Source organism: Sorangium sp. So ce887, assembly GCF_051521455.1.
In the GTDB taxonomy this organism is placed as follows: Bacteria; Myxococcota_A; Polyangia; order Polyangiales; family Polyangiaceae; genus Sorangium.
On the sequence record NZ_CP150354.1, the window covers coordinates 7,992,687 to 8,005,165 of the forward strand.

At 73.4% G+C, this 12,479-nt stretch carries 12 protein-coding genes; 3 read left to right on the forward strand and 9 right to left on the reverse strand.

Annotated elements, in window-relative coordinates; genetic code table 11:
• Positions 1-84 precede the first annotated feature (84 nt).
• The gene (locus WMF36_RS29460) at positions 85-2,475 is read right to left on the reverse strand and encodes a glutamine amidotransferase (protein WP_437574102.1); all 2,391 of its coding nucleotides are present in this window, start codon (positions 2,473-2,475) and stop codon (positions 85-87) included.
• A 289-nt stretch (positions 2,476-2,764) separates the two neighbouring features.
• Here WMF36_RS29460 and WMF36_RS29465 point away from each other — a divergent pair, with 289 nt between their 5' ends.
• On the forward strand, positions 2,765-4,138 hold the full coding sequence (locus tag WMF36_RS29465) for a PAS domain-containing protein (RefSeq protein ID WP_437574103.1): 1,374 nt from the start codon (positions 2,765-2,767) through the stop codon (positions 4,136-4,138).
• Positions 4,139-4,217: 79 nt separating this feature from the next.
• On the opposite strand, the gene WMF36_RS29470 is transcribed toward WMF36_RS29465, so the two are convergent.
• The 4 genes from WMF36_RS29470 to WMF36_RS29485 all read right to left on the reverse strand — a co-directional run bounded on the left by WMF36_RS29470 (position 4,218) and on the right by WMF36_RS29485 (position 6,875).
• Entirely contained in the window at positions 4,218-4,823 is a 606-nt protein-coding gene (locus WMF36_RS29470) for a hypothetical protein (RefSeq protein ID WP_437574104.1), read from the reverse strand.
• 76 nt (positions 4,824-4,899) lie between these two features.
• Positions 4,900-5,319 (reverse strand): hypothetical protein, encoded by a 420-nt coding sequence (locus WMF36_RS29475; protein WP_437574105.1) that lies wholly within the window; start codon positions 5,317-5,319, stop codon positions 4,900-4,902.
• 6 nt (positions 5,320-5,325) lie between these two features.
• Positions 5,326-6,243 carry a DUF4159 domain-containing protein gene (locus WMF36_RS29480; RefSeq protein WP_437574106.1) on the reverse strand — a complete coding sequence of 306 codons (918 nt, stop codon included), beginning with the start codon at positions 6,241-6,243 and terminating at the stop codon, positions 5,326-5,328.
• On the reverse strand, positions 6,240-6,875 hold the full coding sequence (locus WMF36_RS29485; RefSeq protein ID WP_437574107.1) for a hypothetical protein: 636 nt from the start codon (positions 6,873-6,875) through the stop codon (positions 6,240-6,242). The genes WMF36_RS29480 and WMF36_RS29485 overlap by 4 nt, the downstream gene beginning before the upstream one ends.
• Positions 6,876-7,005: 130 nt before the next feature.
• On the opposite strand from WMF36_RS29485, the gene WMF36_RS29490 reads away from it, so the two are divergent.
• Complete coding sequence (locus WMF36_RS29490; RefSeq protein WP_437574108.1) at positions 7,006-8,475, forward strand: N-6 DNA methylase; 1,470 nt, start codon at positions 7,006-7,008, stop codon at positions 8,473-8,475.
• Positions 8,472-9,827, forward strand: a complete 1,356-nt coding sequence (locus WMF36_RS29495; protein WP_437574109.1) for a restriction endonuclease subunit S — start codon at positions 8,472-8,474, stop codon at positions 9,825-9,827. Before WMF36_RS29490 ends, WMF36_RS29495 begins: the two co-directional genes overlap by 4 nt.
• Positions 9,828-9,917: 90 nt before the next feature.
• Here the strand turns inward: WMF36_RS29495 and WMF36_RS29500 are convergent, their stop codons facing one another.
• The 4 genes from WMF36_RS29500 to WMF36_RS29515 form a co-directional block, all read right to left on the reverse strand.
• Positions 9,918-10,595, reverse strand: a complete 678-nt coding sequence (locus WMF36_RS29500; protein ID WP_437574110.1) for a hypothetical protein — start codon at positions 10,593-10,595, stop codon at positions 9,918-9,920.
• A gap of 69 nt (positions 10,596-10,664) precedes the next feature.
• Entirely contained in the window at positions 10,665-11,207 is a 543-nt protein-coding gene (locus WMF36_RS29505) for a hypothetical protein (RefSeq protein WP_437574111.1), read from the reverse strand.
• Entirely contained in the window at positions 11,204-11,899 is a 696-nt protein-coding gene (locus WMF36_RS29510; protein WP_437574112.1) for a hypothetical protein, read from the reverse strand. The genes WMF36_RS29505 and WMF36_RS29510 overlap by 4 nt, the downstream gene beginning before the upstream one ends.
• A gap of 160 nt (positions 11,900-12,059) precedes the next feature.
• A complete protein-coding gene (locus WMF36_RS29515) occupies positions 12,060-12,359 on the reverse strand; it encodes a 4Fe-4S dicluster domain-containing protein (RefSeq protein ID WP_437574113.1) in 300 nt (99 codons plus the stop codon).
• Positions 12,360-12,479: the final 120 nt, after the last annotated feature.

Here is a 12,479-nt window from a genome sequence, read left to right on the forward strand (position 1 = left end):
GGCGCCGTCCCGCGGAAGGGGGCTCATCGCGCGGGACGGGGCGAGCGAGCTGACGAGCGACATCGCGCCTCGGGCGAGGCCCCCTCAGGCGAGGCCCCCGCGCCTCCGCACGATCCAGTGCGCGCCGAGGGCCGCGGCCGCCGCGACCGTCCAGGCCCAGGGGGGCAGGAGCGGCGCGACGTGGCGCTCGGCCGCCACCTGCGTGGCAGCCGGCAGCGGCAGCGAGCCGGCGGCCGCCGGCAGCACCGACGCCCCGCCCGTCGCCCTGGCGATCGCCTCCAGGCGCGCGACGTCCGGGCGCGGATCCGCCCACTCGTCGCCGCCGCGCTCGCACGCGAAGTCGCGCCTCGTCGTGGCGCCCTTCGCGTCGCCGGCGGCGCCCTCCGCCGGGACGATCTCCACCGTGGCCGCGTAGCCGCCAGGCTCGAGGCGGCCGGCGGCGAGCTCGATCGGCTCGCCGCCCTCGCCGATCCGCGCGCTCAGCGTCCGCACGACCGTGCCGCTGCCGAGGCGCGCGATCGTCACCCTGGCCTCACCCCGTTGCCCGGCGAGCGGGCGCAGCACGAGCGCCGTCTCCTCGCCCGCGAGGCAGCCGCCGCGCGGCTCGATCGCGGCGGGCTCGAAGCGCGGATCGCGCATGAGCCAGCCGAGCAGGGCGTCCCAGAACGCGCCGTGCGCGCGGCCCGCCGAGCTCGAGGCGAACGCGCTGAAGAGCAGGCGGTGGCTGCCGTCGAGCGTCAGCGCGATCGTCCGGCCGCTCTCGTGCTCGCCCAGCGAGAGCACCGGCATCGGCGCGCCCGAGGCCGTCGTGCGCGTCGGGTGCGTCATCAGCACCGTCGCCCCGGGGAGCGGATCGCCGACCACGTTGGTCCCCGGCATCTCCGGCATCTCGTCGCCGATCAGCGCGAGCAGCGGCGCGAGCACCGGCGCCGCGCGGCCCGCGGCGGTGATGCGCGGCACGAAGGCGCCGAGATCCGGGGGCGCGCGGCCGATGTCGAGATCCACCGGCAGCACGCGGGCGAGCCGCGTGCGCGCGTAGTTGCCCTGCACGAAGGCGTTCGGGCCGCCCACCATGATGAGGCCCCCGCCCTTGTCGACATACTGGGCCAGCGCCGGCAGGTGCTTGGTCAGGCCGTACGGCGCGGCGTCGAAGTCCTGCAGGACGACCGCGTCGAAGCTGGACAGGTGGACGCTGAAGAGCTCGTCCACCGGGAAGGGGATCAGCGCGAGCTCGTCGGACGACGCGTTCACCTCATCGCCCGGGGTGCGCAGGATGAAGAACGCCACGACGTCGACCGAGGCGTCGGCCTTGAGCCACATCCGGAGCGCGCGCACGTCGTACGTCGGCCGGCCCGCCACGTGGAGCACCCGGATGCGATCGCGCGCGACGTCGAGCGTGACGTAGCGGACGTCGTTCTCGGGGAGCTCGTCGCCGTCCGGCGCGTCGATCGCCACCTCCAGGATGCGCCTGCCGGCGCGATCGAGCGTCACGCCGAGCTCGACCATGCCGACGCCTCCCTCGACGTGCGCCGTGCCCGTCGCGAGCGTCGTGGGCGCGCCCTGCTCGCGCAGCTCGCGGGCGACGACGGGGACCGCGTCGCACGCGAGGCCGCCGCTGCAGCCGATGTCGATCCGGAGCGAGAGCGGCTGGTGGGCGACGGCGGCGCCGGAGGTCCGGACCGCGCGGACGCTGGCGTCGCGCACGGACTCGGTCGCCACCGCGACCGTGTGCACCGGGACGTCGAGCCCCTCCAGCGCGGCCCGCGTCGCCGCGGCGGTGTCCTCCGGGCCCGGGCGGTCGAGGCGGCCATCCGAGATGACGACGAACGCCGACGGCCGCTCGTCCGCGGCGCGGGCGAGCGCCTCGAGGGCGGCGCTGAGGTCCGAGCGGCGCTGCGGCCGGCCTCGCGCCGGCGTCGCGGCCAGCGCGGCGGGCGCAGGGGCGCCTGCGCTCCCGCCGGGCGCCGGCGTGGCGCCTGCGCTCCCCCCCGGCGCGGGCGCGGTGCCGGCGCTCCCGCCTGGCGCCGGCGCGAGGCCGCCGGGATCGCCTGCCTGCCCGTCGGCCGGCAGCGGCACCCCTTCGCCGAACAGGTAGCGGGAGAGCCGGACGTCGGCGCGCTTCCCGAGCTCGGCGAGCGCCAGCTGGGCGCTGTCGCGGCGGGTCCCCGCGAGGCCGGGCAGGTCCATGGACCGGGAGCCGTCGACAAGCACCACGACCTTCGGGCCGACGAGGCTCCCGCGCGACGCGACCGCGACCGGGCGGAGGATGGCGGCGAGCAGGCAGAGCACGGCGAGCGCGCCCGTGAGCGCCGTGCCGAGCGCCGCGCCGCGGCCGCCGCCCGCCCCCGCGGCGGCCCGGCCGCGCGAGCGGACGAGCTCCAGCACGAGCAGCCCGAAGCTCAGCGCGGCGACGACGCAGGCGATGGCGACGACCGGCGAGGAGAGATCCCCCGAGGGCGCGAAGCTCCGCGTCACGGCCGCTCCGGGAGCGAGCGAGCAGAGCGAGCAGGAGAGAGCGAAGAGGGAGGCCCGCTGGATGCGCCGGCTGCGTGGGAACGCGACAGCGCGAGCAGCGAGTCGAGGGCGCGCGACACGGGCGGAGCCTAGTACATCGGGCCGAGGGTGTCCCAGCCCGGCGCTCACATCGACGCCGCGTGTCCCAGCCCAGCACCGTCTCTGCGGCGACCTGCCAGGCAACATCGAACAGCCCTGCCAGCGACCTTGAAACGCCCGCGACGCTCCGCGTAGGCTCGCAATCTTGCCGATGGCGCGCGAAGATCTGGGCGAATCCGGGCGGCTTAGAGAAGAAAACGCGGAGCTGCGCGCGCGCGTGGCGGCGCTGGAGAAGGCGCTGGCGGAGCGGTCCGACGGTCGCGCGCCGGACGGCGCGGCGCCGAACGGAGCGGCGCTAGACGGCGCGGCGCCGAACGGAGCGGCGCTGAACGGCGCGGCGCCGAACGGCGCGGGGAGCGCGGGCGCTCACGCCGCGCTCGACGGCCTGCCCACGGCGGTGCCAGCGGTGGTCTACTGGCGCCTGGACGGCACGGTGACACGCTGGAACGACGCGGCCGAGCGCATGTTCGGCTGGAGCGCGGGCGAGGCCGTCGGCCGCAGGCTGGCCGACCTCGTGGCCGCGGATCCCGTGTCCCCGGCCGCGGTGCGGGCGTTCGAGTTCACGCGGGAAGAGAGCCGGTTCGCCGCGACCGCGAGCGAGGCCAGGACGAAAGAGGGAAACGCGCTCGTCTGCCGGTGGACCTACGCCGTGCTGCGCGACGACCGGGGCGACGCGCGCGAGATCGCCGCGATCGTCGACGACACCGGCGACCAGCGACGGAGGGAGCGAACGGTGCACGGGCGCTACCAGATGCTCCTGCAGCTCGTGGACAACGCGCGCAGCTCCATCTTCGTCAAGGACATCGCGGGGCGCTACGTCTTCGTCAACCGCGCCTATGCGCAGTCCTTGCAGAAGCACGTCGTCGAGCTCATCGGAAGCGATGACAGGGAGGGACCCATGCCCCCCGAGGTCGCCGAGCTGCTCGCGGAGAAGGAGCGAGAGGTGATGGCCGGCGGTCAGGTCATGCAGTTCGAAGAGGTGCTGCCGATCGGCGACGATCGACTCCATTATTTCACGGTCAAATTCCCGATCCACGACGAGCACGGCGAGCCGATCGGCCTCGGCGGCATCGTGACCGAGATCACCACCCTGAAGCGCGCGGAGGCCGAGCGGGCCGCGCTTCAGGAGGAGATCATCGCCGGGCAACAGGCCGCCCTGCGGGAGCTGTCCACGCCGCTCATCCCGCTCGCCGACGGGGTGGTGGCGATGCCGCTGGTGGGGACGATCGACAGCGGGCGCGCGGAGCAGATCATGGAGACGTTGCTCTCCGGCATCACAAGACAGGGCGCCCACACCGCGATCCTGGACATCACCGGCGTGCGCGCCGTCGACACGCACGTCGCGGACGCGCTGACGCGGACCGCGCGCGCCGCCCAGCTGCTCGGCACCCGCGTGGTGCTCACGGGCGTCCGCCCGGAGGTGGCCCAGACGCTTGTCACGCTCGGCGTGGACCTCTCCGGGATCACGACGCTGAGCACCTTGCAGAGCGGCATCGCGCACGCCCTGCGTCACGCCCGGCGGTGACGGCGAGCCCCTCGAGCGGCAGGGCCGGTGAGCCCGGCGGCGCACCGGGCTCATGGCCTCCTCCGGCTCATGGCAGCTTCTACCGGGCCGAGGCTGTCTCGGTGCTTGGTCGGTCCTGCTCGCCGAACGAGAACGCGCCCGTGATGCCGAGGTGAAGCGACGTGAAGGCGCCGCCGTAATCCCTCGCCCACATCGCTCCGAAGCCCGCGTGCCCGCCGACCCGGAACCTGCGCGACAGGGCGGCATCCACGGCCAGACCGACGTCCATCAGCGGAGCCTGCGCGCGGCGCTCGTAGCCGTCGGTGTCGCCGGTGATCCACGCGTACCCGCCGCGCGCGAACAGCGACGGGACGACCCGGTCGCCGACGCCGAGGCGCAGGCCGCCGAGGAGACGGAAGGCCGACGGATTCGACGGCAGGAGCGAGGAGCCGTCGGCGACGCCGTCTCCCTGCGCGATGAACACGAATCCCGCGCCGGCCTCGGGGGCGAGGAAGACGCCCTTGCCCAGATCGATCTCGTACCCTGCTCGAGCTGTCATACCGAACGTCGCGCCGTTCCAGTCGGCGGCCTCCCCGACCGCGTGGCCGACGTCGACGTCCCCTGACACCGTGGGCGCCGCGATCGCTGGATGGCTCAGCAGCGCGATCGCCGCAAAGGATGCTCCGAGAAGAAGAACGTGTCTCATGTGATCACCTCGTCCAGAGGCGCCTTAGCAACCGCCATACCCGGCCGCGGAGCGGGGACGCGACAGGATCCGCCGCTCAGCCGCCCTGCGTGAGGTACCGCAGGAGCGCGGCCTCGTCGCTCGTGATCAGCCGCTTGATGCTGTCCCTCCTCGCATAGCGCTGGGCCTGCAGCTCGCCGACGACGCTCTGCACGAGCACGCCGACCCTGCGGAAGCCCTGGAACCAGAGCGGCCGGAGGCGGTCGAGGGCGGCCTCGAACGCGGGATCGTTCCGGCCGGGAGCGGCGCGGACGTCGAGGAGGAGGGCATTACGCGAGCGGCCCAGCCCATCCAGGCAACGGCAGACCGACGCCACCGAGGCCTCGAGCTCCTCGAGCGAGGCGAACGGCTTGCTGCTGCGCACATTCCAGACGATGGCCAGCGGCGCGTCGACCAGGACCGCGTAGTAGTCGTTCTGCCAGACCGGCTTCGGCGCGGGGGCAAGACGACCCGGCATGTCAGCTCACGGCGCCCCGGGGAGCGCGGGCACGGAGCGGGGTCGCGCGTCGTCGATGGCGCGGCGGCGCATCAGGAACGGCGCGTGCACCTGATCGTCCTTGTAGTTCGAGCAGAGCACGTACATCGCGATGTTCACGGCGAGCCGGAACGCGCGCTCGCGCTGCGCCTCGCCCCCGGGCGTGACATCGACGCTCGATCCGCCGCCGTCGGAGCGCGCCAGCGCGCCGGCGAGGTCGTGGTCGGAGAAGATCACCTGCGGCATGCCGCCGCGCACGATCGCCGAGAGCTTCTGCGGGCCCTCGACGCGGCCGACGGCGCGCGGGAGGAGATAGAAGGAGCGGAAGACGACGTTCTCCGTGCCGATCGGGATGGGCGAGCCCTCCGGAAGGACACGGGCGAGCTCGCGCCGCGCGGCGCGGCCGAACGCGCCGCTCCCCGGGGCGAAGTCGTCGACGAAGAGCACGCCGCCCAGCGCGAGGAAGCGCCGCAGGCCGAAGACCTCGCGCTCGGTGAGCGGCGGGAGATCGCCCTCGCCGCCCCAGAGCGCGAACGGCTCGGCCAGGAGCGCCGGATCGTCGGCGCGGACCGTGGTCGGGTTGCGACGCGCGGGCGCGCTCGTCCGGCGCTCCAGCTCGAACGACCAGCGCGCCGGCGCGGTGGCGCGCACGCCCTCCCACCGCGCGTTGCCCGTGAGCAGCGGCCGCGGGTTCCACGCCCCCTCCTCGCCGAAGGCGCGCGCCGGACGCGGCACGGCCGAGAGGAGCAACGCCGAGACAAGCACCAGCGCCGCCGCGACGAGGCGGCGGAGCGGCACCGCCGCGGCGAGGCGGCGGAGCGGCACCGCCGCGACGAGGCGGCCAGGCGTCGCCGCGGCGAGGCGGCGGAGCCCGGAGGAGCCGGCTCTGGCGAGCCACCGTTTCAATCGAAGTCCTCGACCCGCCATACACCCGCCTCGCGCCGGAGCTTCACCTCGTGCCCACCCGGGATCTGAACCGTCGCGGAGTCGCCCGCAATCCGGACCTCGAGGCCCTCGGGCTGGGCGAGCCCCTCGACCAGCGAGCGGAGGTCGCTCTCGATGGCGCTGCGCGTGGCCGGCGTGAGGACCCGCAGCAGGCCGGCGTAGCTGCGGCGCGCGAGGACGCGGCGGAGCTGCTCGAGCGCCTGCTCGGGGGTGCGGCCGCCCGCGGGCAGCGCGTCGGCGGCCGAGATCCGGAAGGCGCGCTCGCGGTCATCGAGCTCGAGCGTCGCGATCTCGCCGTCCGGGTAGCGGACCCGGGCGCGGGTCTTGACCACCACCCCGGGCGCCGTGACGCTCCTGGCCTGCTCGGCGAGCTCGGCGCGCGCCTCGGCCACCCGCCGCCGCACCTCCTCGCGCGACGTCGCGGTGCGGCTCCGCTCGCTCAGCATGCCGTAGATGGAGTCGGCGTCGCCGCGCGCCGCCGCGTCCGCGTAGGCCCGCACCGCCTCCTTCGGGTCGGGGAGCGAGGACGACGCGCACGCGAGGCCGGTGAGCGGCGCGAGGAGCGCGAGCAGCGAGGTGAGGGCACGCGGCACAGGCCGAGCCTAGTACATCGGCGCCGGCGCGTCCCGGCGCCGTCGAGACACGTGGAGACCCGGCCGTGGTAAGGCGGCGCCCTCCGCGCCTCGACGATCTCCTCCACGACCTGAACGAAGCCATCGCCGCATGACCGACGTTGTTGGAAAGCTCTGGGGGTTCTGCCACACGCTCCGCCACGACGGCATCGATCATGGAGACTACATCGAGCAGATCACGTACCTGCTCTTCCTGAAGATGGCCGCCGAGCGAGGCCTCGATCTCTCGCGCGTCGAGCCACGGGCGCCCCGCGACAACGCCGAGACGATGGATTGCTCCTGGCCGGCCCTGCGCGCGACGAGCGGGCAGGCGCTGCTCGACCGCTACGCCGAGGTCCTCCGGTGCCTCGACCAGGCCCCCGGCGTCCTGGGGGAGATCTACGCGGGCTCGCAGGCGCGCTTCAAGAGCCCCGCGAACCTCCAGCGGCTCGTCGACCTCATCGACGACGTCGCGTGGACGCGCCTCGGCGTGGACATCCAGGCCGCGGCGTACGAGGGGCTCCTCGAGAAGGCCGCCGCCGAGGGAAAGAAGGGCGCGGGGCAGTACTTCACGCCCCGCGTCCTGATCCAGTCGATCGTGCGGTGCATGCGGCCCGACCCGCGGGGAAAGCCGGGCTTCGCCCTCTGCGACCCGGCGTGCGGCACCGGAGGGTTCCTGGTCGCCGCCTGGGAATGGCTCGAGGCCGAGGCGCGGGGAACGCTCGATCGGGAGGCGGCGGGCCGGGTCAAGTCCACGGTGTTCTTCGGCCACGAGCTCGTCGCGCGCCCCCGCCGGCTCGCCCTCATGAACCTGTACCTCCACGGGATCGAGCCGAGGATCGCCCTCGGCGACTCGATCGACGCCCCGCCGCCGCCGCCCGAAGAGCAGTTCGACGTGATCCTGACGAACCCGCCGTTCGGCACGAAGGGGGCGCGCCAGGCGCCGGCCCGCGAGGACTTCGCGATCGCGACGGCGAACAAGCAGCTCAACTTCATCCAGCACGTGCTGACGATCCTGAAGCCCGGCGGGCGGGCGGCGATGGTCCTGCCAGACAACTGCCTGTTCGCGGACCAGGCAGGCGCCGTGTTCGAGATCCTCGCCGAGGGCTGCGATCTGCACACGGTGCTCCGCCTGCCGCGCGGGACGTTCACCCCGTACAGCCCCGGCGTGAAGGCCAACGTCGTCTTCTTCACGAAGGGTCGCGCGACGGAGAAGGTCTGGATCTACGACGCGCGGACGGGCGTCCCGTCGATCACCAAGAAGGATCGGCCGCTCTCGCCGGCGCACTTCGCCGAGTTCGAGCGGTGCTACGGCGGCGACCCGGAGGGGCGGGCGCGGCGCGAGGCGGCGAGCTCCAGCGAGGGTCGCTTTCGGAGCTTCGAGCTCCGCGAGGTCGAGGAGCGCGAGTTCAAGCTCGACGGGTTCAAATGGCTCCGGGAGGAGTCGCCCGACGACGCCGGCGAGCTGCCGGAGCCGGAGGAGCTGGCGACCGACGCGATCCAGGAGCTGGAAGAGGCGGTCGCCGCGCTGAACCGCGTGCTCGCGCTGCTCGAGGGCGGGGCGAAGGCGGCGGAGGCGTGAGCGGGCGCCTGCCCGAGGGGTGGGCCGAGACGACGCTCGCGTCGCTCTGCTCGCACAGGAGCGGGAGCTCGAAGCTCATCAAGGGGAAGCTCCACGCCGAGCAGCGGCCCGGGCGCTTCCAGGCGTTCAGCGCCTCCGGCCCCGACGTGTGGTCCGACCGCTGGGAGCACGAGGGCGAGGCGATCGTCGTCTCCGCCGTGGGGACGCGGTGCGGGAAGGCGTTCAAGGCGCGCGGGCGGTGGTCGGCGATCGCGAACACCCACGTGGTCTGGCCGGACCCGCGGGCCATCGACGTCGACTACCTGTTCCTCCACCTCAACGACGAGGGCTTCTGGGCGAAGGGCGGCTCCGCGCAGCCGTTCGTGAAGGTGCGCGAGACCTTCGAGCGCCCCTTCGCGCTGCCTCCCCTCCCCGAGCAGCGCCGCATCGTCGCGAAGGTCGAGGCCCTGCTCGGCGAGGTGGACGCGGCGAGGGCCCGGCTGGCCAGGGCGTCGCTCGTCCTCAGGCGGCTCCGGCAGGCCGTGCTGGCGGCGGCGTGCTCGGGCAGGCTCACCGAGGACCTCCGCGCGCCGGACGCCGCCGCGCCGCCTTCCGCCGAGCCCCCGGAGGCCCTGCGGCGCTCCTGGCCGGCGGCGCCGGGCGCGGGGAGCGACGGCGGCTCGACGCGGCGCCTGCCGGCGTCGTGGGCCCTCTGCCCGTTCGGCGCCCTTGTCGACAACCACGACGGGCGGCGCGTCCCGGTGAACTCCACGGTTCGAGCGGGGCGCCGGGGTTCGTATCCCTATTACGGCGCGTCGGGGATCATCGACTCGATCGATGGCTATCTGTTCGACGGCGACTACCTGCTCGTCGCCGAGGACGGCGCGAACCTCCTGTCCAGGAGCACCGCGGTGGCCTTCGCCGCGAGCGGGCGGTTCTGGGTGAACAACCACGCTCACGTCGTCCAGCCGAAGGCCGGCGTGGTCCTCGGGTACCTCGAGCTGCTCCTGAACTCGCTCGATCTCCAGCACCACGTGACCGGCTCGGCGCAGCCGAAGCTCACGCAGGCGGCGCTGAACGGCATCCCTGCCCCGCTGCCGCCGAGCGAGGAGCAGGCGGAGATCGTGCGCCGCGCGCAGGCGCTCTTCGCGCTCGCCGGCGCGGTCGAGGAGCGCGTGACCGCCGCCGCGGCCCGGGCCGACAGGCTCGCGCAGACGATCCTCGCCCGGGCGTTCTCGGGCGAGCTCGTCCCCACCGAGGCGGAGCTCTCGCGCGCAGAGGGCCGGGACTACGAGCCGGCGGCGGTGCTCCTCTGCCGCGTCCAGAGCGCGCGGGCGGGCTTCATGGCAAGGAAGAGCGCCGGCCGGCGCTAGAACACCGATCGCTTGAAGACCGAGAATGAACCACAGGTCGCAAGCCACCGCAGCCCGGAGAGCTCCTGGCGGGAGCTCTGACGCTCGGAGCTATCTGCCCGCGTTCTGCGCTCCCAGCGCCAGCATCGTGTCCCAGAACATCTTCTCATACGCCTGAAATAGCCGGGTCGTGCGATGGATCGCCCGGGGCGCCACGCCGCGGTCGAGCCCGTCCTGCACGATCGCGACCGCGGTGTCCTCGAACGACGGCAGCGCCGCGAACGCGTCGAGGAACGCAGTGGGCTCCGGGCCGAAGCCGTACCGGTCGCGGAGCGCCCTGGCCATCCTGCCGCAGTTGAACCCCCAGGCAGGGAAGTTGATGAGCAGGGCACACGCGATCTCGGCCGCCGAAGCGTTGGCCGCTGCCCAGGCCATCTGGGTGGCGTAGGCGAACCCCTCCGCGGTGACCTCGTAGCGATCCAGGTCGTCCCTGGTCATGCCGAGCTTCTGGCCCATGGCGGCGATCCCGCCGGGGGCCGCGAGCTCGCCCTGGAGGACGCCGCTCCAGAAGTCGCGAAAGGGCGTGTCCGCGAAGCGCTGGAGCATCATCGCCATCGAGCGCAGATCGCTGAGCGCCACGTGGTGCTGGTGGCCCGGAAACGCCTTCAGCCCATCGAGCGTGACCTCGCCCCGCTCGATGGCGCCCGGATAGGGGTGGGCCCTCAGCTGATCGTCGATGTTGTGGAGCTCTTCGCGGATCTCGTTCACCAGCGCGGTCGCGGCCTTCATGGATGCCTCCTCCGATCGGGCTCCATCCTACTACCGTGTTGCCGCCGAGATCCCACAACCTGCGGCGCGCTACCCGCCGGCGCGCTGCCCCGCTTGCGCCTCCCGCACGCGCGCGATGATCGCGCCGGCGACCTCCTGAGCCGGCCAGCGCTCGGTGAGCCAGCGCTGCGGGATGGTGTGGGCGCGGTCGTCCTCGCGGATCACCAGCGTGAGCGGTTTGGCCGGGGGCTGCATCTCCACGGCCTCGATGCGATCGAGCAGCACGGTGACCTCCCGCGCAGCTCGGAACGGATGCATCGATGGCAAGGTGATCGTTCGAGGGCCAAGGAGGATCCGGAACTGCTTCAGCGCGGCGAAGCGCGCGGCGCCGAGGAACCCCAGCGCGCACATGGCCCCGGACAGGATCGCCAGCGCCGCGTAGAAGATGTCGGCGCCCCCGTGCTCGAGGTGGATGATCCCGTTCAGGATCAGGCCCCGGTCGTTCGCCCGGGCACGGTGGGCGAGGACTGCCGCGCAGACCGCGAAGAAGAAGCCGGCCAGGAGGAGCTCCCGGTAGGGACGGCGGAGCGGGATCTCCAGCGTGTCGCCGCCCGCGTTGTCGCTGGGTTTCATCGATACCCTCCTTCGCCGGCGGACGCCGCCTCGAGCAGTCGCGCGGCGAGCAGCTCCGCGTCGAGCGCCGCCTGGTGCTCGGTCAAGAGAAGCGTGTCGCCGTCCCGCTGGGCGGCGACCCAGGGCAGCGCGCGCGCGTCGCCGATCACCTTGTCCCGGCTGCCAAGGAGGACGAAGACGCCTCGCCCTTCAGGGCTGGTAGCGAGGGTCACGTCGCGAATCAGGGCGGCGGGGATGGTGACCGGAACCCCGTTGGCGGTGAGACGAACGGCATCTGCCGAGATCGCCTCCAGACGGACGGATTGACCGTGACGGGGATCGCGGAGGACGGCGATGTCACGCCCGAGCGCGAGGGCGACGCCGAGCGCTCCGGCGCCGTAGAGGAGCCAGACAGGCCAGGCGATCGACACGTCGAGCGCGGCGAGCGCAGCCCCCCACAGACCGCCGGCCGCGACGAGCGCGGCGGCCATCACGCAAAGGCCCAGGCCGATCCGGATGCGCCGGATCCTGCCGAGCTCCTCGATCGACGTCCCCAGCGCCATGAGCGCCAATGCGGCGATGCCCAGGCCCGCCGGAGACGCGAGGAAGGGAAGAACGCCCTTCGGGCCGGCCGGCGCCATGCACGCGAGCGCCATGCTGGCGAGCCCGATGAACATCGCGCGCGCTCGGAAGGTGACAGGGGGGCGGATCACGAGGAAGGGAGGCTCATGAAATCCGGGAGAGTCCGGGCTGTCAAGGTCCCGTAGCCCCACCTCCGTCTCTCCTGTGTCGATATCCGCCTCGCCGCTCAGGATCAAGGTGGGTGTCGTGGCCTCGCCGGCCCAGGACACCTGCGAGCGCTTGCGGTAGCGCTCAGGCGCGCTCCGCGAAGAAGCGGGCGTTGATCTCCCGGTAATGTTCCCACTCGGCCGGCAGCTCGTCCTCATCGAAGATGGCGTCCACCGGGCACTCGCCCTCGCAGGCGCCGCAGGAGATGCACGACTCGGGATCGATGTAGAGCTGGAGGCGCGCAAGGCGCGTCTTCCGCTCTTCTTCGGGGATGCGCGCGATCTCGTCGGCCGGGAGCGGGCCGTGGATGCACTCGACGGGGCAGACGGAGACGCACGCGGTGTCGCAGGTGGCGATGCAGGGCTCGGCGATGACATAGGCCATGAAGGGTCCTTTCCGCGGAACGGTCGTCCGCGCGCTCTCTCCCTGCTTGGTGCACGGCGCGTACCCGCGGCCCGAGCGGCCCTTTCCCGGGCCTGCGCTGGCCTTGTGCTGCCCCGGCAA

Excerpts from the sequence above, each read along its gene's own strand:
- WMF36_RS29515 (WP_437574113.1), bottom strand. The coding sequence starts at position 12,359 with ATGGCCTATGTCATCGCCGAGCCCTGCATCGCCACCTGCGACACCGCG.
- WMF36_RS29475 (WP_437574105.1), bottom strand. The coding sequence starts at position 5,319 with ATGCCGGGTCGTCTTGCCCCCGCGCCGAAGCCGGTCTGGCAGAACGAC.
- WMF36_RS29470 (WP_437574104.1), bottom strand. The coding sequence starts at position 4,823 with ATGAGACACGTTCTTCTTCTCGGAGCATCCTTTGCGGCGATCGCGCTG.
- WMF36_RS29505 (WP_437574111.1), bottom strand. The coding sequence starts at position 11,207 with ATGAAACCCAGCGACAACGCGGGCGGCGACACGCTGGAGATCCCGCTC.
- WMF36_RS29500 (WP_437574110.1), bottom strand. The coding sequence starts at position 10,595 with ATGAAGGCCGCGACCGCGCTGGTGAACGAGATCCGCGAAGAGCTCCAC.
- WMF36_RS29465 (WP_437574103.1), top strand. The coding sequence starts at position 2,765 with ATGGCGCGCGAAGATCTGGGCGAATCCGGGCGGCTTAGAGAAGAAAAC.
- WMF36_RS29490 (WP_437574108.1), top strand. The coding sequence starts at position 7,006 with ATGACCGACGTTGTTGGAAAGCTCTGGGGGTTCTGCCACACGCTCCGC.